Genomic DNA, 21731 nt, shown 5'->3' on the forward strand with positions numbered 1-21731 from the left:
GCTCCCCTCCCTGGAAGGGAGGGGTTGGGGGTGGGTCGGCCCGATATAGAGCGCGACACCCGCCCCAAACCAACCCACCCCCTGCCCCTCCCTGGAAGGGAGGGGAGCCCGACGGCGTCCGGAGCGGCGGCATGATCCTCTCCCTACCCCTCCTCGTCGGCCTAATCGGCATAGCGTTGCTGTTCGACTTCCTGAACGGCCTCCACGACGCGGCGAACTCAATCGCCACCGTCGTATCCACGCGCGTCCTGAAGCCCCAATACGCCGTGCTCTGGGCCGCGTTCTTCAACTTCATCGCGTTCGCCGTCTTCGGGCTCCACGTCGCGCAGACCGTCGGCACCGGGATCGTCCAAGCGAACGTCATCGACGCGCAGGTGATCTTCGCCGCGCTGATGGGTGCGATCGCGTGGAACGTCATCACCTGGGTGCTGGGCATCCCGTCGAGCAGCAGCCACGCGCTGATCGGCGGCCTGCTGGGCGCGGGCATCGCCAAGATCGGCTTCGGCGCGATCGTCTGGAGCGGCGTGATCAAGACCGTCGTCGCGATCTTCGCCTCGCCCGCCATCGGCCTGATGCTCGCGCTGGTACTGGTCCTCGCGGTCGCCTGGACCAGCTTAAAGCTGACCCCGCTCGGCGTCGACAAGCGCTTCCGCAAACTCCAGCTGATCTCCGCCGCGCTCTACTCCCTCGGCCACGGCGGCAACGATGCGCAGAAGACGATGGGGATCATCGCCGTGCTGCTCTATTCTCAGGGCCTGCTCGGCGGCGAATTCCACGTGCCGCTATGGGTCGTACTGTCCTGTCAGGCCGCGATGGCGCTCGGCACGCTGTCGGGTGGCTGGCGGATCGTCCACACGATGGGCTCGAAGATCACGCGCCTGACGCCTGCCCAAGGGTTCTGTGCGGAGACCGGCGGCGCGATCACGCTGTTCGCCGCGACCTTCTGGGGCATCCCGGTGTCGTCGACGCACACCATCACCGGCTCGATCGTCGGCGTCGGCGCCGCGCGGCGCCTGTCCGCCGTCCGCTGGAATGTCGCCAGCAACATCGTCGTCGCCTGGACGCTCACGCTGCCCGCGGCGGGGCTGATCGGCGCAGGGACGTACCTGCTCGTCGGACTGTTCGTCTAAGCCACGAAATCCTCAAGGCTACCCGCCGCCGTCTCCGTCATATCGACGGAGCGGCGGCGTTCTTGCTCGTCCGTACGCCGCTCCACCCCGGTTGCACCGTCCCCCTTACTTTGGGCCTTCGCCGCGTAACGGCGCGACCGCATCCTTGCCGAACTTCATGATCATCTCGCCGATCTCGCGCGCCTGGCCCATGCTGCGCTGGCTTTGCTCGCGCAGGTAATCGCCCTGGATCTTCATCACCTGGGTGAGGTCCTTCGCGCTGGCCGCCTCGCGCATCGCTGCGAACGCCTCGCGCGCATTCTGTTCGGCCTGGTCGATCATCGCCTTTCCGATCGTCGCGCCGCCCTCGGCGATCTTGCCACCGGACTCCTTCATCGCCTCGCCCGCGCGCCGCGCCGGATCGACGACCTTCTCGGAGAACGCATCGCGCGCCTTCTCGGCATTCTCGCGCATCGTGTCCGCGGCGCCCCTGGCCGCGTCTGCCGCGCGGTCGGTTGCCGCCTTGCTCGCATTCGCGCCGTCATCGACCGCCTGTTTGAAGTCGTCCGCCATCGTCTCGCTCCTGTGTTGCGTTGCCCTTTGGTCGAAGTTTCAACCGGTATGCTCCGCTTTGGTTGCGCCCGCCAGCTTGCACCCAGCCGCTTTAGTCTCGATAGGTCGCGCGGGTTTTACGGGGAACGTCCATGCGCATCACGATGATCGGTTCTGGCTATGTCGGCCTGGTGTCCGGCGCCTGTTTCTCGGATTTCGGGCATGACGTGATCTGCGTCGACAAGGATCAGTCGAAGATCGACGCGCTGCACGCCGGTCGCATGCCGATCTTCGAGCCCGGCCTCGACCAGCTCGTCGCGTCCAATGTCGCCGCGGGCCGCCTCACCTTCACCACGAATCTCGCCAGCGCAGTCGCCGGTGCCGACGCGATCTTCATCGCGGTCGGTACGCCGTCGCGGCGCGGCGACGGCCATGCCGATCTAAGCTATGTGTTTGCCGCAACCGAGGAAATCGCCGCCGCCGTCACTGGCCCGACCGTGGTCGTGACCAAGTCGACCGTCCCCGTCGGCACCGGCGACCGCGTCGAGGCGATCCTGCGCGAGAAGCGTCCGGACATCGACGTCGCGGTCGTCTCCAACCCCGAATTCCTGCGCGAAGGCGCCGCGATCGGCGACTTCAAGCGTCCCGACCGCATCGTCATCGGCACCGAGGACGACCGCGCCAAGCAGGTAATGCGCGACGTGTATCGTCCGCTCTACCTAAACGAATCGCCGATCCTGTTCGTAAGCCGCCGCACCTCTGAGCTGATTAAATACGCGGCGAACGCGTTCCTCGCGACCAAGATCACCTTCATCAACGAGATCGCCGACCTGTGCGAGGCGGTCGGCGCCGACGTGCAGGACGTGTCGCGCGGGATCGGGCTCGACAACCGGATCGGCAAGAAATTCCTGCATGCCGGGCCGGGCTATGGCGGCTCATGCTTCCCCAAGGACACGCTCGCGCTGCTCAAGACCGCGGAGGATTACCAGACGCCGGTCCACATCGTCGAAGCCGTCGTGAAGGTGAACGACAGTCGCAAGCGCGCAATGGGGCGCAAAGTCCTGCACGCGCTCGGCGACAATCCGCGCGGCAAGACGGTCGCGCTGCTCGGGCTGACGTTCAAGCCGAACACCGACGACATGCGCGACGCCCCCAGCCTCGCGATCGCGACTGCACTAGCGGACGCCGGCGTGACGGTCCGCACGCACGATCCCGAAGGCATGGCGCCGGCAAAGACGATGATGCCCGACCTCGTCTATTGCACCGATGCCTATGACGCAGCCGAGGGCGCCGATGCGGTCGTGATCGTGACCGAATGGGATGCGTACCGCGCGCTCGACCTCGCACGATTGAAGCGCGTGATGGCCAGGCCGGTGATGGTCGACCTGCGCAACGTCTACCAGCGCACCGACGTCGAACAGGCTGGCTTCACCTATACGGCGGTCGGTCGGTGAGTGTGCCCACCAACATATTCCAGTCACTGGACCTTTTGCGCATTCTCACTATATACCGAACGGTATGAATAGGCTTTGCACGCTCACCGCCCCCAAGGGCCGCCCCCGCGAGTTCGATCTCGACGAAGCGCTGGCCGGTGCGTTGCGCGTGTTCTGGCGCAACGGCTACGAAGGCGCGTCGATGGCCGAACTGACCGCGGAGATGGGGATCACCAAGCCCAGTCTCTACGCAGCGTTCGGCAACAAGGAGGCGCTATTCCACAAGGCGCTCGACCTCTACGAGCGCGAAAAGCTGGCCTATATGACCTCCGCACTCGATGCACCGACCGCGCGCGCCGTAGCGGAAAGGCTTCTCCTTGGGGCGTTGCAGATGCAGATGAGCACCTGCGATCCCAAGGGGTGCCTGAGCGTCATCAGCAGCGTTGCTTGCAGCGCCGAGGCCGAGCCGATCAAGGCCGAGGTTGCCAAGCGCCGCGCGTCGTCCGAAGCCGCGTTGATGAAGCGCTTCGACGAGGCCAAGGCTGCGGGCGAGTTCCCCGACGGTCTCGAGTCGCACGCACTGATGCGGTATCTGTTCGCCATCATGCAGGGCCTGTCGATCCAGGCCGGCTCGGGCGCGACCTGCACCGAGCTCAATCAGCTCGTCGAGACCAGCCTGTCGGTGTGGCCGACCAAGTAAACGCGTCGGTACCGCCGACATAAAAGTCACGCTTCGTTACGGTCGCGATAAAAAATACCGGCCGGTACAAAAGTCTGTTGACTAGATGAACCCCAGGTTTATATACCGACTGGTATCGAAGCTCTCTCCTACTTCGGAGGGGGCAACCGGGGACACAAACCCATGACCACGGTTACAACCTAACCAAGAACGGATGGCCTCGGCCGCCCGGACTCATGACATTTCAAGCGGGCAAGCGCGGCACGAGGATGTGCCGGCAACGACCGCGCACGCCTTGCGACCAGCTGACGTCGGTGGACCGTCCACCGACGAAGGCCAGCGCTTGCCCAATAATCAAAGGGGGACAATCCCATGGCTTATCTCGACCTCGACAACATGTTCGCTTCGCCCGTCACCAGCCGCCCGCAGCCCGCCGCAGCCCCTGCCCCGACCGGTTTTTCCGCGCTGGAATGGAGCGTCATCGCCCTCGCCAAGCGCGACACGTTGCGCAGCCTGTCCGGCCCCAGCCGCATGTCGCGAGCGATGGGCAGCCTGTTCGGGCTCAGCACCGCATCGCGGCTCGCCGACCCCCGGCTGGAGGCGTTGCGGCGGATGGCGGTGTACGCCTGGCGCCGCGGCTTCGCGTTGCCGATGGCCGAGATCCAGAACTTCCTCGCGGCCGGCTTTGCCGAGGCTCAGATCGAAACGCTCGTCGAGAGCGTGACCGGCATGCGCGTCGGCGCCCAGCAGAAGCGGAGCATCGCAGCGTGAACCAACTTACCACGATCACGGCCGCGAACGACGCCGACGTCGTATCGTCGCCGCCCACGGACCGTCATCGACGGCCGGCATGGCAGCGCGGCGCGATGGTGCTCGTGCCGATCGCGTTGCTCGGCGCAGTCGGCGTGAAGATGTTCGATCACCCCGACGCGGCGATGGCGGCACCCCCGCCCGCCTCGGTCACGGTCGCGTCGCCGCTAGTGCGGCAGGTCAGCGAATGGGACGATTACGTCGGCCGGTTCGCACCTAGCCGGACGGTCGAGATCCGTCCGCGCGTTGCCGGCGAAGTCACCGGCATCCACTTCCGCGACGGCGAGATCGTCAGCAAGGGCCAGTTGCTCTTCACGATCGATTCCCGCCCGTTCGCCGCGGCTCTGGCTGAGGCGCATGCCAACGTTGCGAGCGCGAAGAGCGCTTTGTCGCTAGCGCGGACCGACCTCGGTCGCGCGCAGCGGCTGGTCGCCGACGAAGCGGTCTCGGCCGGCGAAGTTGATGCCCTTCGCGGCAGGCTCGAAGCAGCCCAAGCCGCACTCGCCGCAGCGCAGGCACGCGAACGCGCCCGCGCTCTGGACGTCGGTTTCACCCAGGTTCGCGCACCGATCGGCGGTCGCATCTCGGATCGCCGCGTCGATGCGGGCAACCAGGTCGCGGGCGGCGAAGGCACCAGCGGCACGGTGCTGACCACGATCAACGCGCTCGACCCGATCTACTTCACCTTTGACGGGTCAGAAGCGCTGTACCTCAAGACGCAGCGTGCGCGTCAGCCGGGTGCGGCACCGGCGGCGGTCGAGATCCAGTTGCAGGACGAGACCGAGCATCGCTGGAAGGGCAAACTCGACTTCACCGACAACGGGCTCGATCAGCGATCGGGCACGATCCGCGGTCGCGCGGTGCTCGCCAACCCGGGGTATTTCCTGACACCTGGGATGTTCGGCAACATGCGGCTCGCAAGTGCGGGCACGCGGCAGGCTCTGCTGGTGCCCGACGATGCGGTGCAGACCGACCAGGCGCGGAAGGTTCTGCTGACCATCGATGCGAAGAACGTCGTGAGCCAGAAGCCGGTCGAGCTTGGGCCGGTGGTCGATGGCCTGCGGATCGTGCGCTCGGGGATCGGGCCGAACGACCGGATCATCATCCAGGGCACGCAGATGGCGATGCCGGGCGCCACGGTTGCGCCGAAGGCCGGCCGGATATTGGTGGCCTCGGGTACGACTGCGCCAGCGTCGGTCCAGCCCATCTCAGGTGAGGCTACCCTCGCCAAGTAACCACCACCGTTCCCCGGCGAAGGCCGGGGCCCAGGTGGGACAGCTTTCCACTTAATCAATGCCGTTCGCCCAACTGGACCCCGGCCTCTGCCGGGGAACGGCTGGTGTTGCGCGTCTCGTCCGCGGGCCCGCGCGCCCCTCTACCGAGGAAATTCCCAATGCGCTTCTCGCGCTTCTTCATCACCCGGCCGATCTTCGCGGGCGTGATCGCGGTGATCATCACGATCGTCGGCGCGATCGCCTATATGACGCTGCCGGTGTCGCAATATCCCGACATCGTCCCCCCCACCGTCACCGTCAGCGCGACCTATCCCGGCGCCTCCGCCGAGACGGTCGCAGAGACAGTCGCCGCGCCGATCGAGCAGGAGATCAACGGCGTCGACAACATGCTGTACCAGTCGTCGCAATCGACCGGCGACGGCAAGGTCACAATCACCGTCACCTTCAAGATCGGCACCGACCTCGATGCCGCGCAGGTGCTCGTCCAGAACCGCGTCGCGGTCGCCGTCCCGCGCCTGCCCGAAGACGTCCAGCGCCTCGGCGTGGTGACGCGGAAGACGTCGCCGGACTTCCTGATGGTGGTGAACCTCGTCTCGCCCGACAACTCGCTCGATCGCGGCTACATCTCCAACTACGCGCTGACGCAGGTCCGCGATCGCCTCAGCCGCATCGACGGCGTCGGCGACGTGCAGCTGTTCGGCGCGCGCGACTATTCGATGCGCGTCTGGATCGACCCCGGCCGCGCCGCCGCGCTAGACCTCACCGCCGGCGAGATCGTCGCCGCGTTGCGCGCACAGAACGTCCAGGTCGCCGCCGGCACGCTCGGCCAGCCGCCCTATGACAAGGGTAACAGCGCCTTCCAGCTCAACGTCGAGACGCAGGGCCGCCTGACCGATCCGAAGCAGTTCGCGGACGTCGTCATTCGCACCGACGCACAAGGCCGCCAGGTCCGCGTCTCGGACGTCGCCCGCGTCGAGCTCGGTGCGCAGGATTACGGCGCCAACACCTATCTCAGCGGCAAGCCCACGGTCATCGCCGCGGTCTTCCAGCGTCCCGGCTCGAACGCGCTCGGCGCGGCGCAGGCCGTCACCGCCGAGATGGAAAGCATGTCGAAGCGCTTCCCCAAGGGCCTCGAATACAAGGTCATCTACAACCCGACCGAGTTCATCGCGCAGTCGATCGACGCGGTGAAGCACACGCTCTTCGAGGCTATGATCCTCGTCGTACTGGTGATCCTCGTCTTCCTGCAAAAGTGGCGCGCGGCGATCATTCCGATCGTGGCCATCCCGGTCTCGCTGATCGGCACCTTCGCGGTGCTCGCCGCCGCCGGGTACAGCCTCAACAACCTCTCGCTGTTCGGGCTCGTCCTCGCGATCGGCATCGTCGTCGATGACGCGATCGTCGTGGTCGAGAATGTCGAGCGCAACCTCGAGCACGGGCTCTCCCCGTTGGAGGCAGCGCGTACGTCGATGGACGAAGTCTCGGGCGCGCTCGTCGCGATCGTGCTCGTGCTGTGCGCGGTGTTCATCCCGACCGTGTTCCTCACCGGGCTGTCGGGCGCGTTCTACCGCCAGTTCGCGGTGACGATCTCGACCGCGACGATCATCTCGCTGCTGATCTCGCTGACGCTGTCGCCAGCGCTCGCCGCGATGCTGCTCAAGCCGACCGCGCCTGCGGACTCCGGCAACCGCGTGACCCGCACGCTGCGGCGCGCCGGCGACGCCTTCAACCGCGGGTTCGAGCGGATGAGCGACAGCTATGCCCGCCTCACCGCGCGCCTCGTCACCGCGCCGCGCCGGATGATGGTCGCCTATGCCGCGCTGATCGCAGTCACGGTCGGCGTGTTCATGGTCACCCCGTCGGGCTTCGTCCCCGCGCAGGATCAGGGCTACTTCCTGACCGTCATCCAGCTTCCGCCCGGCTCCTCGGTCGAGCGCACCGATGCCGTCATGCAGAAGGTCGCGAAACGCATCCTGCCGCTCGCCGGCGTCAAGGGCGCGGTCATGCTCGCAGGCTTCGACGGCCCCTCGCAGACGCTCGCCCCCAACTCGGCCGCCGCGTACATCCCGCTCAAGAGCTTCGAGGAACGCAAGAAGCTCGGCGTCACGCTGGCCAGCATCATGGCGGAATCGCAGAAGGCGACCGGCGACATCACCGAAGCGCGCCTGCTGATCGTCCCGCCACCGTTGATCCAGGGCATCGGCTCGGCCGGCGGCTATCGCCTGATGGTGCAGGACCAGGGCGGCCACGGTTACGCCGACCTCGGCAAGACGAGCTACGCGCTGATCGGCCAGGCGAACCAGACCAAGGGTCTCGCCCAGGTCTACACCTTCTTCGACACCGCCACCCCGCGCATCTTCGCCGACGTCGACCGCGCCAAGGCCAACCTCTTGGGCGTCCCCCCGGAGCGCGTGTTCGAGGCGTTGCAAGTCTATCTCGGCTCGGCCTTCGTCAACGACTTCAACCTGCTCGGCCGCACCTACCGCGTCACGGCACAGGCCGACGCACCGTTCCGCAACACCACCGCGGACATCGCCAACCTCAAGACGCGCTCCAATTCGGGCCGGATGGTCCCGGTCGGCTCGGTCTCGACCTTCAAGGACAAGACCGGCCCGTACCGCGTCGTCCGCTACAACCTCTTCCCCGCGGTCGAGGTCGATGGCGACACCGCCAAGGGCTATTCGTCCGGCCAGTCGCTGGTCGCGATGGAGAAGCTCGCCGATGCGTCGCTGCCTGCCGGCTACGCGCATGAATGGACCGGCATCGCCTACCAGCAGAAGGCCGCCGGCAGCACCGCCGCGCTCGTCTTCGGCATGGCGGTGGTGTTCGTCTTCCTCGTCCTCGCCGCGCAGTACGAGAGCCTGACGTTGCCGCTCGCGATCATCCTGATCGTACCGATGTGCCTTTTGGCCGCGATGACCGGCGTAAACCTGCGAGGCATGGACAACAACGTCCTCACCCAGATCGGCCTGGTCGTGCTGATTGCCTTGGCGGCGAAGAACGCGATCCTCGTGGTCGAGTTCGCCAAGCAGGCCGAGGAACAGGACGGTCTCACCCCGGTCGAGGCCGCGGTCCGCGCGGCGAAGGACCGGTTGCGACCGATCCTGATGACGAGCTTCGCGTTCATCCTCGGCGCCGTGCCGCTGGTGATCGCGACCGGTGCCGGCGCGGAACTCCGCCAGGCGCTCGGGACGGCCGTGTTCTTCGGGATGATTGGCGTGACCGGGTTCGGGCTACTCTTCACCCCCACCTTCTATGTCGTCGCACGGGCGCTGGCGCTGCGGTTCGAACGCCGCCGTCCCGCCCCCGCCGCGACCCTTCAGCTAGCCGAATAGGACCAGCAACATGAAGTCCGCCCTCCTCGCGAGCCTCTCGGCGCTGACGCTCGCCGCGTGCGCCGCTGGCCCCGACTATGTCGCGCCGATCACCCCACCCAAGGCGGCGGCGTCGTTCGTGACCGCCAACGCCGCAACCGTCACGACCGCGCCCGACAACGACTGGTGGCGGATGTACCGCGACCCGGTCCTCGACGGCCTCGTCGCGGATGCGCTCGCAGCGAACACCGACCTGCGCGTCGCGGTCGCACGGCTCGACAGCGCGCGCGCATCATTGCGCGGCGCGAAGACCGACCGCGAGCCACAGGTGAACGCCGGCGCGAGCGGCAATTACTCCCGCACCTCGCAACTCCAGAACCTCCCCGGTTTCGACCGCGAACGCGCCACCTACGATGTCGGCCTCGACGTCAGCTACGAAGTCGATCTCGCCGGCCGGGTCCGCCGCAACGTCGAAGCCGCACGCGGCGACGTCGGTGCGGCACAAGCCGATGCGGACGCCGTCCGTGTCTCGATCGTCGCCGCCACCACGCGCGCCTATGTCGACGCGGCCTCGTCCGCCGAACGCCTCGTGGTTGCCAAGCGGATCGTCGACCTACTCGACAAATCGAACACGCTGACCGGCAAGCGCGTCGACGCCGGCCGCGCTGCTCGTCTCGATCAGGTCCGTATCGCCGCACTCCGCGACCAGCGCGCCGCCAACATCCCGCAGATCGAAGCCGAGCGCCAAGCCGCGCTCTTCCGCCTCGCCACGCTCACCGGCCGCACCCCGCAGGACCTCCCCGCAACCGCCGGTGCCCGCACCACCACGCCGCGGCTAGACCAGCCCATCCCGATCGGTGACGGCGCCACGCTGCTCGCCCGCCGCCCCGACGTCCACGCCGCCGAACGTCGCCTCGCCGCGGCCACCGCGCGGATCGGCGTCCAGACCTCGCAACTCTATCCGCAGATCTCGCTCGGCGGCTCGATCGGCTCGACCGCGCTCAGCGTCGGCGACATCTTCACCGGCGGCCCGATCCGCTGGCTGCTCGGCCCGCTCCTGAACTGGTCGCTCAACCAGTCCGCGGCGCGCGCGCGCATCGCCGGCGCCGAGGCGGACACCCGCGGCGCACTCGCCAATTTCGACGGCAGCGTCCTCACCGCATTGGAGGAAACCGAGACCGCGCTGTCCAACTACGCCCGCGAACTCGATCGCCGCACGCAACTCCAGTCCGCGCACGACAACGCCGCCACCGCCGCTCGCATCACTCGCGCCCGCCAACGCGAAGGCCAGATCGACTTCCTCGACGTCCTCGACGCCGAACGGACGCTGGCCGATACCGATACCGACCTCGCCGCCGCCGACGCGCGCATCGCGGGTGCGCAAGTCGACCTGTTCCGTGCGCTGGGCGGTGGCTGGCAGGCGCCAAGTCGCCCGGCCGCATGAGGTAGATGCGATCACACCCGATGCGTTAACTAACTTGATACTGTATGAGGCGATTAAAGCAGATTAAGTCTGACGACGAACGGACCGCGATATGACCGACGACAGCGAGCAAACGGATACGAATGCCGCAGCGTGGCGTGATCGGGCCGCGTATCACGAGGATCGGGCTGCGCAGGAACGGGTACTTGCCGTTTCCGCGCGCTCGGACGCGGCCTATATCGCGCATCGGGTATTGGGCGAACGCCATCTTCAACTTGCGGCGACAGCCGGACTGGTCGCGGGAATGCCGGATGCCGAACCATCGCAAAGCTCGTCGCTCGAGCAGACCGGCGAACTGATCCGCAAGAGTTACGGCGACGTCGAATAGCCGCCCATCCGACCGGGCAATGTCAGGCGATGTCGGCCTTGCCGAGATTGATCTCGTCGTAGAGCGCGAGCAACGCGGTCACTTCCTCGACCACGGTCTCCTGCTCGGCACGCCAGCGCGCGGTGGCATCGTGCGACGGCACGCCGTCCTGACCATCATGCAGGGTAAAGCCTTGATCGATCAACCAGATCGCATCGCTCGCCCGCGACCGTTGCCGTCGCAGGTGATAGACCCATTGCTCGATGATCCCCGAAGGTACCAGTCTATCCAGATCGCCCATGACGCCGCGGTACGGCAACGCCGACGCCAATACCAGCCTCTGGAAATTTTGCCGAAACATCTGCGCGTTGGGGCGGATATCGACACTAACCGCAGTATCAAATCCGGCTACACTATCGTCGGCGCGGCACTGTAGTGACGATTTCCTCCCGCACCGTTCCGTGATCGAGCGCTGACCTGAATTGGGATGCGACGGGGGGCCGACTGCGGCTAGAAGCCATCGCATGACGCTTCCCGACCCCCGCCCCGACGCCGAAACCGCGCAATCGCTCTGGATCGGTACCTATGCCTGCGGTGGCGGTGCGGGCGTCTATCCGCTTAGCGAGACCGGCACGCTCGGTGCGCCTTACACCGACGCACGCAACGCATCGTTCGGTACATATTCGTCGCGGTTCGACCTCCATTACCTGGTCGACGAGCGAAACGACGGCGCACTCGGCGTGTATCGTCACACGATCTCCGGTTGGGTTCGGCTGGCACATGTCCCGGTCGATGGAGCCGCGCCGTGCCACGTCGCGCTGGACCGCACCCAGTCCTGCATCGCGACCGCGAACTACGCGAGCGGCAGCGTCTCGCTATTCCGCCTGGACCCGGCGAGCGGACTGCCGATCGGCCAGCCGATGGTGCACGCCAATGACGGCAGCGGCCCCAATCCCGAACGCCAGCAATCGCCGCACGCGCACTGGGTCGGCTTCGGTCTCGACAACCGGTTCCTGTATGTCGCGGATTTGGGGACCGACGAGGTGCTCGCCTTTGCGGTCGATACGGAACGGGGTGCGCTCGGCGAACCACACACCGCCTTCAAGGCCGCTCCCGGATCGGGACCACGACACCTGCTGTTCCACGAGCAACACCCGCGCTCGGTGTATCTAGCCTGCGAACTCGACAGCACCCTCGTCGCGCTCGACGTCGACGAAGCCGATCTGAAGCGTCGCGCGTCACTATCGACCCTGCCCGCAGAATGGCACGGCGCGAACATCGTCGCGCATATCGGCGCCAACGCCGCGGGCGATCGTCTGTACGTCTCCAACCGCGGCCACGACAGCATCGCCGTGTTCGCTCTAGACGAAGGCGGCGACCCGACCCTCCTCCAGCATATCGCCAGCGGAGGCGCATCGCCGCGCTTCTTCGTAATGGTGGAAGAGGAACATCGGATGATCGTCATCCACGAACGCGATCAGCGCGTGACGATGCTCGATATCCTGCCGGACGGGACGCTCGCCCCGACCGACTACGCGGTGCACGTACCCGGCGCCGCGTTCGCCTTCATCGCCTAGCTGACGCTGGCGATCGGCAGCGACACCTGGAGCCCGGTCAATCCGCCGCGATCGGCCCTTGTGGAGGGCTCGCGCGCCGCGTGAACCAGACGATGATCACCATCGCCAAGCATAGCCAAGCCGAGATACGGAACAGGTCGGTCGACGCGAGCAGGTACGCCTGCGCCACCATCTGCCGCGTGATCGCACCCGCCGCCTGCACGTCGGTCAGCCCCATCCGCGTCAGCGCACCCTGCGCCATCTGGTAGGGCGAACCGGTCCCGATCGCCTCCGACAACCGGCTCTGGTGCAGCGTCTCGCGACGATCCCACGCCGTCGTGATAATCGACGCGGCGAAGCTGCCCGAGGTGATCCGCGCGAAGTTCGAAATGCCCGTCGCCGACGGCAGCCGCTCGGCCGGGATACGGTCGAGCGAGATCGTCAGCATCGCGAGGAAGAACGTGCTCATCGCGATACCCTGCACCATCAGCGGCAGCATCAGGTCATAGAAGCTCGCCCCCGTCGTGTAGCCCGAGCGCAGGTAATAGGAGTAGCCGAACGACGCGAACGCCACAGTGGCGAGGATGCGCGCATCGATCTTGCCGCTCAACCGCGCCACGAACGGCGTCAGGATAACCGCGACCGCGCCCGATGGTGCGGCGACCAGCCCCGCCCACGTCGCGGTGTAGCCGAGCTGCGTCTGCAACCACAGCGGCAGCAGCAGCGTGTTGGCGAAGAACACCGCATAGCCGAGACAGAACGCGATCGTGCCGATCGTGAAGTTGCGGCTCTTGAACAGCGACAGGTTCACAGCCGGGTTGGCGTCGGTCAGTTCCCAGATGATCCAGCCGATGAAACCGATCGCGGCGACGACCGCGGCGATGACGATCCGGTCGGCGGCGAACCAGTCGTCGTTCTTGCCGAGATCGAGCACGATCTGCAGCGCACCGACCCACACCACCAGCAGGATCAGCCCGACCTGGTCGATCGGCAATTTCCGCGTCGGCGTGTCGCGCTTGCCGAGCTTGTTCCAGCACACGAACGCGCAGAACATTCCGAACGGCACGTTGATGAGGAAAATCCAGCTCCAGTGATAGTTATCGGAGATGTAGCCGCCGAGGATCGGCCCCATGATCGGCGCGACCAGTGTCGTCATCGACCAGATGCCGAGCGCAGTGGAGCGTTTATGGACGGGGAAGATCGCGATCAGCAGCGCCTGGCTGCCCGGAATCATCGGCCCCGACACCGCGCCCTGGAGAATGCGGAAGCCGATCAGCGACGGCAGATCCCACGCGATCCCGCAAAGAAACGACGCGATCGTGAACAGGAAGACCGACACGCAGAACGTCCGCACCACGCCGAAACGGCCCATCAGCCAGCCGGTCAGCGGCACCGCCACGCCGTTGGCGACGGCGAACGCGGTCACGATCCAAGTGGAGTTGTCACTGGAAACGCCGAGATTGCCCGCGATGGTGGGGAGCGAGACGTTGGCGATCGTGGTGTCGAGCACCTGCATGAACGTGCCAAGCGCGAGCGCGAATGCGGTTAGCGCGAGCGAGCCGCCGACGAGAGGGGCGGGACCGGCGCCGGAAGGTGCTGCCATTATGCGTCGCTCCGCTGAGGAGGGAAAACCCCAACCAAGCCACCACCCCGGCGAAGGCCGGGGCCCAATTGGGGAACGCTGCTGACGAAAGACGGCACGCCGTTACGACCACCTTTCCAACTGGGCCCCGGCCCCCGCCGGGGTGGTGCGCCCAACACAGCGAACCGCCCGCTACTTGTTTCCCCGCGAAGGCGGGGACCCAGACTGGACTCCCGCCTTCGCGGGAGAACAAGACGATGGCAGACGTCAGCGTGGATCACCCGCGCAATCATCACCGGTTAGCCGCAATGATCTGGCGGATCTTCGCGTCGACCGCAGCATCCCCCTGCCCGGTCGCCAGCCCCTTATACGCCGCCACCGCCGGCCGCCCGACCATCGTCCCAGACTTGTCCGCCGTATCGACGATCGCGTTCACCGACAGCCCGACGCGCAACGGGTTCCGCCGCAGCTCACCCTTGTCGAGCGCAATCCGAACCGGCACCCGCTGCGTGATCTTGATCCAATTCCCGCTCGCGTTCTGCGGCGGCAACAGCGCGAACGCATTGCCGCTACCCGCGCCAAGCCCGACGATACGCCCGTGATAGATCAGGTCATCGCCATACATATCGGCCGTAACCGTAGCCGCCTGCCCGATCCGCAGATCGCGCAACTGCGTCTCGCGGAAGTTCGCGTCGACCCACACCCGGTCGAGCGGTACCACCGCCATCAGCGGCATCCCCGCCGAAACCTGCTGCCCGAGCTGAACCGTCCGCTGCGCCACTACGCCGTCGATCGGCGCGACCACGTGCATGTGGCTTCGCGTGATCGCTGCACGACGATAGGCCGCGATCGCCGCCAGCACCGCCGGGTTGTTCGAAACCGTGGTGCCGACCACGCCGTTACGCGACTGCGCCTGTTGGCTGCGCGCCAGTTGCAGCGTCGCGCTCGCGACCTTCACCTGATCCGCGGCATGGCTCAGTTCCTCGCCCGAGATCGCGCCTTCCGCGGCCGCCCCGCGACGACGCGCGAGATCGTTCCGCGCCCGCGCCAGTTCGGCCTCCGCCTGCACGACCGCGGCCCCGGTCTCGTTCACCTTCGAGAAGTCCGACCGCGTCGCACGTACGGCGCGCGCCAACTCAGCTTCCGCCGAGGCGAGGCCGACATCCGCAGTCGCGGCGTCTAGGTCGATTAGCGGCTGGCCCGCCTTCACGACCTGCGTGTTGTCGGCGTGGATCGCAGTCACCTGCCCCGGATCGCGCGCGGTGATCGCCACCACGTCCCCCGCGACATAGGCGTCGTCGGTCTCCTGTTCGGGCGCGGCGAGCAGGAAGTGGAACACCGCCCACACGATCGCGCCGATCACGACGACCACGCCCAGGATCGTCAACGCGCGCTTGCGTGCACGCGGGTTGCCGGCCGGAGCAGCGGCGGGTGCCGGCGTTTGCGTATCGGTCATCGCGTCATCCCCTGAAAATCGTAACCACCACCCAGCGCCAGCACGAGCTGCACCCGCTGTTGCGCGGCATCGGCGGCGAGGTCGGCATCGGCCTGTTCGGCGGCCAGCGTGCGGACGTCGTTGTCGACCAGATCGAGCCGGCTATCGAGGCCGCTCGACACGCGGATCGCGTTCAGCCGCCCGGTCTCGGCATAGCCACGCACCACCTCGCGCTGTCGCTGCCGATCCGCGTCGAGCGCCCCGATCCGCGCGACTGCATCGCCCGCCTCGCGCACCGCGCCGATCACCCGATCGTTGTAATCCGCGGTCGCCAGATCGAGCACGGCGGTCGCACCCGCCAGATCCGCCTTCAACCGCCCATTGTCGAAGATCGGCAGGTGGACCGCCGGCCCGACGCCGACCGTGCCCGCATCGAGCGAGAACAGATTGCCGAGCCCGACCGCCTGGAACCCCGCGAGCGCCGCCAGATTGACGTTCGGATAGAACGCCTTCCGCGCGACCTGACGCCCAGCCGCCGCTGCCTCGATCCGCGCCTGCGCCGCCGCGATATCGGCACGTCTAGCAAGCAGGTCGGCGGGCACGGTCTTGGGCAACGGCAACGCCGCGTCTAGCCGCAACGCCGTAGCACCGATCGTCGCCGGATAATCCGCGCCGCGCCCCGCGAGCGCCGCCAGCGCATTCTTCGCGAGCACCTGCGCCGCCTGCGCACGCAGCAACGCCTGCCGCGCCTGCGCCAGCAGCGTCGTCGCGGCCTGCGCGTCGAGCTTGCTCGCCAGGTTGTTGCGGATCCGCACGTTCACCAGCCGCAGCGAATTCTGCCGCGTCGCGATCGTCCGCTGCGCGATGCCAGCCTGCGCCTCGGCACGTTCGAGGTCGATATAGGTCTGCACCACCGCCCCCGACAGCGCCATCCGCGCCGCCGCCACGTCGAGTGCGGCCGCGCGCACCGACGCCCGCGCGCCCTCGATCGCCGCTTTCTGGCGCCCGAACAGATCGAGGTTCCAGTTGAGGTTCGCCGCGGTCGACCCGACGAACCGCGTCGTCCCGGCATAGGGCGGCGGGATCGTGTAGCGACCGCTCAGTCGCGCGAGCTGCTCCTGCGCGTCGAGCGTCACGTCGGGGCCATTGTCCGCCCGGCGCGTCGACAGCACCGCCTGCGCCTGCGCGACCCGTGCCAGCGCCGCATCGAGCGACGGGCTGCCCGCGACCGAATCGCGCACCAGCCGATCGAGCTGAGAATCGCCGAACGAGCGCCACCAGTCGGCGGCAATCACCGGCGCAGTCTCCGGAGCCAGCCCGAGCGCGGTAGCAGATACCGGCTCCACGACCGTCTTCGACACCGGGATCGCGCACCCCGCCAGCAACCCCGCCACCGTGATCGAGGCAAGGGTAAAGCCCGTCTTCATGCTCGGCGTCCTTCGGTCAGAGCGTCGTCTAGCGTCGTGCGGAGTTTCTGCATCAGTTCGATCAGCGTCTCGATCTCGGTGCGGTCCCAGCCCGTCAGCAGGGTATTCCAATATTCGATGATCCTGTCGCGACACCGGATCGCGACCGCCTCGCCGTCGGGCGTCAGTTCGAGATTGAGCACCCGCCGATCGTCGCTCGCCCGCGACCGCGTGACCCAGCCGTTCTGCTCCATCGCATCGACCAGCCGCGTGGTCGCGCCCTTGTCGTGCGAAAGATCGCGCGCGAGGTCGGCACACGTCGCCGCGCGGCCCGCCATCATCGACATGAGCGCGGACCACTGCGTGCCCGACAAGCCTTCCGCCACGAAGACCGGCTCGATCAGGCTCTGCCCGATCTGATGGATCCGCCGCGCAAGGTAGCCGAGTGAACAGTCCGGGCCGAACCCTGTCTTGGTATAAAACGCCATTTAGTTGCCTTGGCAACCATTGCTCAGGCAGTCAATTGCACGTTTTGCATGCTGAGGTGACGAAGACGCGTACTCTCGGGACGCTTACGACATGCTGATCCGCGACCGCATGATGGCTGGTCGATGACGCCCCTCCACACCCTCCGTCATCCTGACGAAAGTCAGGATCCAGGGTAACCAAGGACCGCCCTCCACGGCTCTGGATCCTGACTTTCGTCAGGATGACGGAGCAGAGGATAGTCGCGCCTCGGAAGCACTCGCCCCCCATCTCAAGCACGCTTGGTCTCAGATACGAAAAAGGGCCACCCGCGCATGCGGATGACCCTCTCGGCATTCCAACGATCGGGAGCGTCCCCGCTCAGAAGCGGATCGTTATCGAGCCCTTATACGCCTGGTTCGAGACGTCCTTGCGCTCCACCGTGGTGTCCGCACCCACCGAGATGTCCACGCTGTCGCCGACCAGAGTCAGCCCGGCGCTGATCTCGCCCCAGTTCTTGTCCTGCCCGGCCAGCGCGAACAGCGCATTCGGGCCGATCCCGCCGACGAAGTTCGCGCCGAACACGCCCGGCGTCGACTGGAAGTCGTGGACGTAGTTCGCCGCGGCATACGGCCGGATCGACGCGCCGCCGCTGAGCGTGAGTCCGGCGCGACCCTGCAGGCTGTCGAAGCTGTTGCGATCGACGAACAGGGCCGGTCCGCCGCCATTCTCGATCGACTTGCCGAAGCCGATATGGCTGGCGCGCATCGACACGCGCGGGCCGACCTTGAGCATCGACAGGTCGAACGCCTTGCCGAGCCCGACCTCGCTGACGACGGTCAACGCATTGTCGGTGCCGCGCAGGCGATAGCTGGTGCCGACGAAGCCGATATTGCGATCGGTCTTCGCGACGAACGCACCCGCGCTGAACTGCGTATCGAGGATGATCCCCGATGCGGTCTCCAGCTTGCCGTACAGCGTGCCCTGGAACAGTTCGCCCGTGGCGCGCTGTGCGATCCCGGCGGTGGTGCCGTCGGTGTTGGTGTACGAGAACGAGAAGCCGAACACGCCACCCTCGCCCGCCTGCTTCTCCAGGCCGGCAGCCGCGAAATAACCATCGAACTTGTCACGCCCACCAAACGGGTTCGTCCCCGGCATCGACCGGCTCTTGCCGTCGATATACCCGCCCGCGATGAAGCCGCTCATGTCGTCGGGCAGACGGCCCGGCTGCAACACGGTGCCGCTCGAGTCGCTCATCATATCCTGCCCGCCCGGCAAGTCGCTCGCCATCAGCGAGGCGACCTGGACCGGCTTGCCGATCAGCGCGAGCGTGCCGCCGAGCGTGCCACGCGTATCGATCTGCGCGATGCGATCGCGGTAGAAGCGCGACATCGTGTCGATCGACGCGATGCCGAGGCTCGACTTGAGCGTTTCGGCGCGCGGGGCGAGGCCCTCCAGCGTCGAGCGGATCGTTGCCGCATCCTGCAGGTCGAGCGAGCCGTACACGTTGCTCAACGCCGCATAGTTCGAGCGGTTCTGGTCGAGCAGGCCGGCATAGGCGGACTGCACCGGCGTTCCCGCAACGACGTTGCGATATTGCCCGGCGAGGATACGCACCTGCACCGCGTTGGCGCTGTAGACATAGCTCGGCGTCAGGATGGCGCTGAGCGGCGTCGCGGCGGCGAACGAACCGGTGATCCCACCCTGCGCGGTGACGATCGTATAGAGGTCGTTGTACCGGATCGTCTGGCCTGCGACCGGCGCGAAGCCTACCCGACCGCCAAGGTTGGCGATGCCGTTGGTCGCCACGCCTGCCGCGTTGAACGTCGTCGCGGCAAAGGCGAGCTTGTCGGACGTGCCGTTCGGCCCGAGGTCGATCAGCAGGTTGGTGCCCGAGGCGAGCACGCCGTTGCCGCCGATCGTCATCGTGCCGATCGTTCCCGTCGTGCCGGGCGCGATCATCCCCGCGACGCTGGTGAAGAACGGCGTGTTGATCCGGCCCGATCCGGTCAGCAGCCCGGCCAGCATGAAGTAATCGCCCGGTGTCGAGATGACGCCGTCGTTCTGGACGGTGCCCGTGACCTGGTTGATGGTCATCAGGCTGGTGAGCGACCCCGCCGACGTCACCGCGAGCTTCGCCATGCTGCCCGCGACGGTGAACTTGTCGACCGTCACCGCCAAGCCGAGCGTGGTCGTGCCCGCCGCCGACAGCGTGACGTCGTAATAGCGTGCGCTACGCTGCGTCGTGCGGTCAGGATCGATGTTGTTCGGCACGAAGTTGGTCGCACCCGGCAGGCCGTTGGCGAGCGACGGCGACAGCACCGCCAACGCCGAGGCATCGCCGACAGCCGCGATCGTCCCCGCCTGGGCGACGGCCTCTGCGCCTGCCAACATAGCCGTGCTGGCCTTGCCCGAATGCGCGACGGTTTCGAGGATCAGGCCCTCGCCAACCGCACCCGGCGCGGCGACCTTGGTGACGACGGCGGCCGCGGCCGGGGTATCGACGGTCGTCGTTACCGGAACGCCGTTGATCGACTGGACGCCCGTCTTGACGTCGACGCACTCGCTTTGGAAGCAGACCTGCCCGAACTTGTTGCCGTCCCCGGCGATGCCGGCGCCGGTCGTCGTGGGCATGCCGTTCACCAGCTGGCCGTCGACGATGATCTGGTAGTTCGGGTCGAGCGCGGTGGTCCAGTGCGACGCATCGGTCCACAGCCCGTCGCCGGCCTTGGCCTGCGCGTAACGATACGGATTGTTCGCGGCGATATAGTCGGAGAACAGGTACAGCGGCTGGTAGAAGCTCGCCGTGCCATAGGCACTGAACGGCTGTGCGCCATAGAAGCGGTTGCCGCCCGAGAGGACGCCGATCACCACCTGCTTGGCAAAGGTGCGATCGAGGATCAGCGGACCACCCGAATCGCCGCCTGCGGTCGTACCTTCGTTCGGGAGCGCGTTGTCCTTGAACAGGTTGAAGTCGTACGGGCTAGCCGCTCCGGTGCCGCGACGGGGATCGTCGAAATCGAGCTGGTACAGGTTCTGCGGAAGGCCGTCGGTCGATCCGAACAGGAAGGCGTCACGGTCATCGAACGAGCCGAGAATGCCGATCGTGTTCTCGGCGATGCGGCGGCGGTAATCGATGCCGTTGGTGTCGCCGGTCAGCGTCCCGCCCTGCCCGTTGCGGCCATAGCCGGTGAGCGTCACGTGATAGCCGGTGCCGGTCGTCTCGCTGATCGCAGCCGGAGCCGGCAATGCGGAGAGCAGCAGTGCCCAGGTCGGCACGTTCGCGGCGGGCGTATCCAGCGTCGCGATCGCGACGTCGGCCTGGATGAAGTTCTGCGCCAATCCGAGCTTCAGCGAGTCGGCGTTATAGACGACCTGGTTGACGTTATAGAGGAAGTTGGCGGTGTTGGTCTTGTACTGCTGCGTGTTGACCGCCCCCGTCGCAGTGGTCGGCAGGAACCAGTCGAGCAGCGCCGGACGATTATTCTGTGCGAACCCGAATGCGATCGGAATACCGCCGCCCTGTGCGCCGTATTCCCATGGGTTCTGCGCACCGGTGCCGGCGCTGTTCTCGTTGACGCAATGCGCGGCGAAGATCACCGTACGCGGATTGATCAGCGTTCCCGTGCACAGGCCGATGCTGCCGCCACCCGACGAGACCGTCATCTGGCCGACGCCGTTGACTCCGCCTGCTACGTCTTGCGCGCTGGTCGGCGTTCCCGGCGCCGAGATCACGATGTTCGGTTCGGAGACGACATCGACTGGGTTCAGCGAACTCCCATACGCGATCGATTCGGCGCGAGGCAGGCGGTCCTGCGCGGCGGCGATGGATGGCAGCGCCGCTGCGAGAAGCAATGCCGTCGAAGTCAGCAGGCCTGCGCGTGCGTGACCCGAACCGGAACGTGCGCCGCGCAAGCGCGAGGTGGCGATAGTCGTCAACATTGATCCCCTTGTTCGCGCCGCCTGTTTTGGGACGTACGCCTATCGCAAGAGGGTATGCCAGGACATTTAGCGAACGCAATCAATGACTACGCGGGAATTACTTCGCTGTAACATTCTGTCATAATTGTTGCAAAATTGTCACCGAGCGGCTCCTGGGCGTCAGTGCCATGCTCCCCGGCCACCGTCGCCAGAACCATGACGGCGGCCAAAACTCATGCGTCGCGTGGTGCCCCATCGGGCAGTTCGTCGAGGCAATGCGCCAGCAAGGCGGCGGTGAGATAGCGCTGCTGTTCGTCGGCAATTGCCAAAGCGCGTTCGATGGCGGCGCGCAGCAGATCGATATTGTCATTCTCGGTCGCCATGGCCCCTGTTCGGCGCTACCACGACCTCCCGCAATAAGTCAGGTTATGGCAAACCATCCTG

General features: G+C 66.6%; 17 protein-coding genes. 9 read left to right on the forward strand and 8 right to left on the reverse strand.

Features of this window, described 5'->3' with window-relative positions; genetic code table 11:
• The first annotated feature begins 131 nt into the window (after positions 1 to 131).
• A complete protein-coding gene (locus QFZ54_RS08080; RefSeq protein ID WP_307086125.1) occupies positions 132 to 1130 on the forward strand; it encodes an inorganic phosphate transporter in 999 nt (332 codons plus the stop codon).
• Positions 1131 to 1235: 105 nt separating this feature from the next.
• Here QFZ54_RS08080 and QFZ54_RS08085 read toward each other — a convergent pair whose 3' ends face one another.
• Complete coding sequence (locus tag QFZ54_RS08085; protein ID WP_307086127.1) at positions 1236 to 1682, reverse strand: phasin family protein; 447 nt, start codon at positions 1680 to 1682, stop codon at positions 1236 to 1238.
• A gap of 131 nt (positions 1683 to 1813) precedes the next feature.
• Between QFZ54_RS08085 and QFZ54_RS08090 the strand changes: the two genes are divergently transcribed.
• The 7 genes from QFZ54_RS08090 to QFZ54_RS08120 all read left to right on the forward strand — a co-directional run bounded on the left by QFZ54_RS08090 (position 1814) and on the right by QFZ54_RS08120 (position 10943).
• Entirely contained in the window at positions 1814 to 3115 is a 1302-nt protein-coding gene (locus QFZ54_RS08090; protein ID WP_307086129.1) for a UDP-glucose dehydrogenase family protein, read from the forward strand.
• Positions 3116 to 3179: 64 nt separating this feature from the next.
• Complete coding sequence (locus QFZ54_RS08095) at positions 3180 to 3794, forward strand: TetR/AcrR family transcriptional regulator (protein WP_307086130.1); 615 nt, start codon at positions 3180 to 3182, stop codon at positions 3792 to 3794.
• Between the two features lie 351 nt (positions 3795 to 4145).
• A complete protein-coding gene (locus QFZ54_RS08100; protein ID WP_307086132.1) occupies positions 4146 to 4544 on the forward strand; it encodes a hypothetical protein in 399 nt (132 codons plus the stop codon).
• A complete protein-coding gene (locus QFZ54_RS08105; RefSeq protein ID WP_373458476.1) occupies positions 4541 to 5818 on the forward strand; it encodes an efflux RND transporter periplasmic adaptor subunit in 1278 nt (425 codons plus the stop codon). Before QFZ54_RS08100 ends, QFZ54_RS08105 begins: the two co-directional genes overlap by 4 nt.
• 158 nt (positions 5819 to 5976) lie before the next feature.
• Positions 5977 to 9153 (forward strand): efflux RND transporter permease subunit, encoded by a 3177-nt coding sequence (locus QFZ54_RS08110; protein WP_307086134.1) that lies wholly within the window; start codon positions 5977 to 5979, stop codon positions 9151 to 9153.
• A 10-nt stretch (positions 9154 to 9163) separates the two neighbouring features.
• A complete protein-coding gene (locus tag QFZ54_RS08115; RefSeq protein WP_307086136.1) occupies positions 9164 to 10576 on the forward strand; it encodes an efflux transporter outer membrane subunit in 1413 nt (470 codons plus the stop codon).
• A 91-nt stretch (positions 10577 to 10667) separates the two neighbouring features.
• On the forward strand, positions 10668 to 10943 hold the full coding sequence (locus QFZ54_RS08120; protein WP_307086138.1) for a hypothetical protein: 276 nt from the start codon (positions 10668 to 10670) through the stop codon (positions 10941 to 10943).
• 22 nt (positions 10944 to 10965) lie between these two features.
• Here the strand turns inward: QFZ54_RS08120 and QFZ54_RS08125 are convergent, their stop codons facing one another.
• Positions 10966 to 11283: a hypothetical protein gene (locus QFZ54_RS08125; RefSeq protein WP_307086140.1), complete on the reverse strand. Its 318-nt coding sequence runs from the start codon at positions 11281 to 11283 to the stop codon at positions 10966 to 10968.
• Positions 11284 to 11446: 163 nt separating this feature from the next.
• Here QFZ54_RS08125 and QFZ54_RS08130 point away from each other — a divergent pair, with 163 nt between their 5' ends.
• Positions 11447 to 12499 carry a lactonase family protein gene (locus QFZ54_RS08130; RefSeq protein ID WP_307086142.1) on the forward strand — a complete coding sequence of 351 codons (1053 nt, stop codon included), beginning with the start codon at positions 11447 to 11449 and terminating at the stop codon, positions 12497 to 12499.
• Positions 12500 to 12536: 37 nt separating this feature from the next.
• Here QFZ54_RS08130 and QFZ54_RS08135 read toward each other — a convergent pair whose 3' ends face one another.
• The 6 genes from QFZ54_RS08135 to QFZ54_RS08160 all read right to left on the reverse strand — a co-directional run bounded on the left by QFZ54_RS08135 (position 12537) and on the right by QFZ54_RS08160 (position 21670).
• A complete protein-coding gene (locus QFZ54_RS08135; protein ID WP_307086143.1) occupies positions 12537 to 14081 on the reverse strand; it encodes a DHA2 family efflux MFS transporter permease subunit in 1545 nt (514 codons plus the stop codon).
• Between the two features lie 271 nt (positions 14082 to 14352).
• A complete protein-coding gene (locus tag QFZ54_RS08140; protein WP_307086145.1) occupies positions 14353 to 15516 on the reverse strand; it encodes an efflux RND transporter periplasmic adaptor subunit in 1164 nt (387 codons plus the stop codon).
• On the reverse strand, positions 15513 to 16922 hold the full coding sequence (locus QFZ54_RS08145) for an efflux transporter outer membrane subunit (RefSeq protein WP_307086147.1): 1410 nt from the start codon (positions 16920 to 16922) through the stop codon (positions 15513 to 15515). The genes QFZ54_RS08140 and QFZ54_RS08145 overlap by 4 nt, the downstream gene beginning before the upstream one ends.
• On the reverse strand, positions 16919 to 17389 hold the full coding sequence (locus tag QFZ54_RS08150) for a MarR family winged helix-turn-helix transcriptional regulator (RefSeq protein WP_307086149.1): 471 nt from the start codon (positions 17387 to 17389) through the stop codon (positions 16919 to 16921). The genes QFZ54_RS08145 and QFZ54_RS08150 overlap by 4 nt, the downstream gene beginning before the upstream one ends.
• A 358-nt stretch (positions 17390 to 17747) precedes the next feature.
• On the reverse strand, positions 17748 to 21308 hold the full coding sequence (locus QFZ54_RS08155; protein ID WP_307086151.1) for an autotransporter outer membrane beta-barrel domain-containing protein: 3561 nt from the start codon (positions 21306 to 21308) through the stop codon (positions 17748 to 17750).
• A 212-nt stretch (positions 21309 to 21520) separates the two neighbouring features.
• Positions 21521 to 21670: a hypothetical protein gene (locus QFZ54_RS08160; RefSeq protein WP_307086153.1), complete on the reverse strand. Its 150-nt coding sequence runs from the start codon at positions 21668 to 21670 to the stop codon at positions 21521 to 21523.
• Positions 21671 to 21731: the final 61 nt, after the last annotated feature.

It is taken from the genome of Sphingomonas faeni, from assembly GCF_030817315.1.
Classification (GTDB): domain Bacteria; phylum Pseudomonadota; class Alphaproteobacteria; order Sphingomonadales; family Sphingomonadaceae; genus Sphingomonas; species Sphingomonas faeni_C.

Bases quoted from the DNA above. Each gene is read 5' to 3' on its own strand.
- QFZ54_RS08080 (WP_307086125.1), top strand. From the start codon at position 132: ATGATCCTCTCCCTACCCCTCCTCGTCGGCCTAATCGGCATAGCGTTG.
- QFZ54_RS08085 (WP_307086127.1), bottom strand. From the start codon at position 1,682: ATGGCGGACGACTTCAAACAGGCGGTCGATGACGGCGCGAATGCGAGC.
- QFZ54_RS08090 (WP_307086129.1), top strand. From the start codon at position 1,814: ATGCGCATCACGATGATCGGTTCTGGCTATGTCGGCCTGGTGTCCGGC.
- QFZ54_RS08095 (WP_307086130.1), top strand. From the start codon at position 3,180: ATGAATAGGCTTTGCACGCTCACCGCCCCCAAGGGCCGCCCCCGCGAG.
- QFZ54_RS08100 (WP_307086132.1), top strand. From the start codon at position 4,146: ATGGCTTATCTCGACCTCGACAACATGTTCGCTTCGCCCGTCACCAGC.
- QFZ54_RS08110 (WP_307086134.1), top strand. From the start codon at position 5,977: ATGCGCTTCTCGCGCTTCTTCATCACCCGGCCGATCTTCGCGGGCGTG.
- QFZ54_RS08115 (WP_307086136.1), top strand. From the start codon at position 9,164: ATGAAGTCCGCCCTCCTCGCGAGCCTCTCGGCGCTGACGCTCGCCGCG.
- QFZ54_RS08120 (WP_307086138.1), top strand. From the start codon at position 10,668: ATGACCGACGACAGCGAGCAAACGGATACGAATGCCGCAGCGTGGCGT.
- QFZ54_RS08125 (WP_307086140.1), bottom strand. From the start codon at position 11,283: ATGTTTCGGCAAAATTTCCAGAGGCTGGTATTGGCGTCGGCGTTGCCG.
- QFZ54_RS08130 (WP_307086142.1), top strand. From the start codon at position 11,447: ATGACGCTTCCCGACCCCCGCCCCGACGCCGAAACCGCGCAATCGCTC.
- QFZ54_RS08135 (WP_307086143.1), bottom strand. From the start codon at position 14,081: ATGGCAGCACCTTCCGGCGCCGGTCCCGCCCCTCTCGTCGGCGGCTCG.
- QFZ54_RS08140 (WP_307086145.1), bottom strand. From the start codon at position 15,516: ATGACCGATACGCAAACGCCGGCACCCGCCGCTGCTCCGGCCGGCAAC.
- QFZ54_RS08145 (WP_307086147.1), bottom strand. From the start codon at position 16,922: ATGAAGACGGGCTTTACCCTTGCCTCGATCACGGTGGCGGGGTTGCTG.
- QFZ54_RS08150 (WP_307086149.1), bottom strand. From the start codon at position 17,389: ATGGCGTTTTATACCAAGACAGGGTTCGGCCCGGACTGTTCACTCGGC.
- QFZ54_RS08155 (WP_307086151.1), bottom strand. From the start codon at position 21,308: ATGTTGACGACTATCGCCACCTCGCGCTTGCGCGGCGCACGTTCCGGT.
- QFZ54_RS08160 (WP_307086153.1), bottom strand. From the start codon at position 21,670: ATGGCGACCGAGAATGACAATATCGATCTGCTGCGCGCCGCCATCGAA.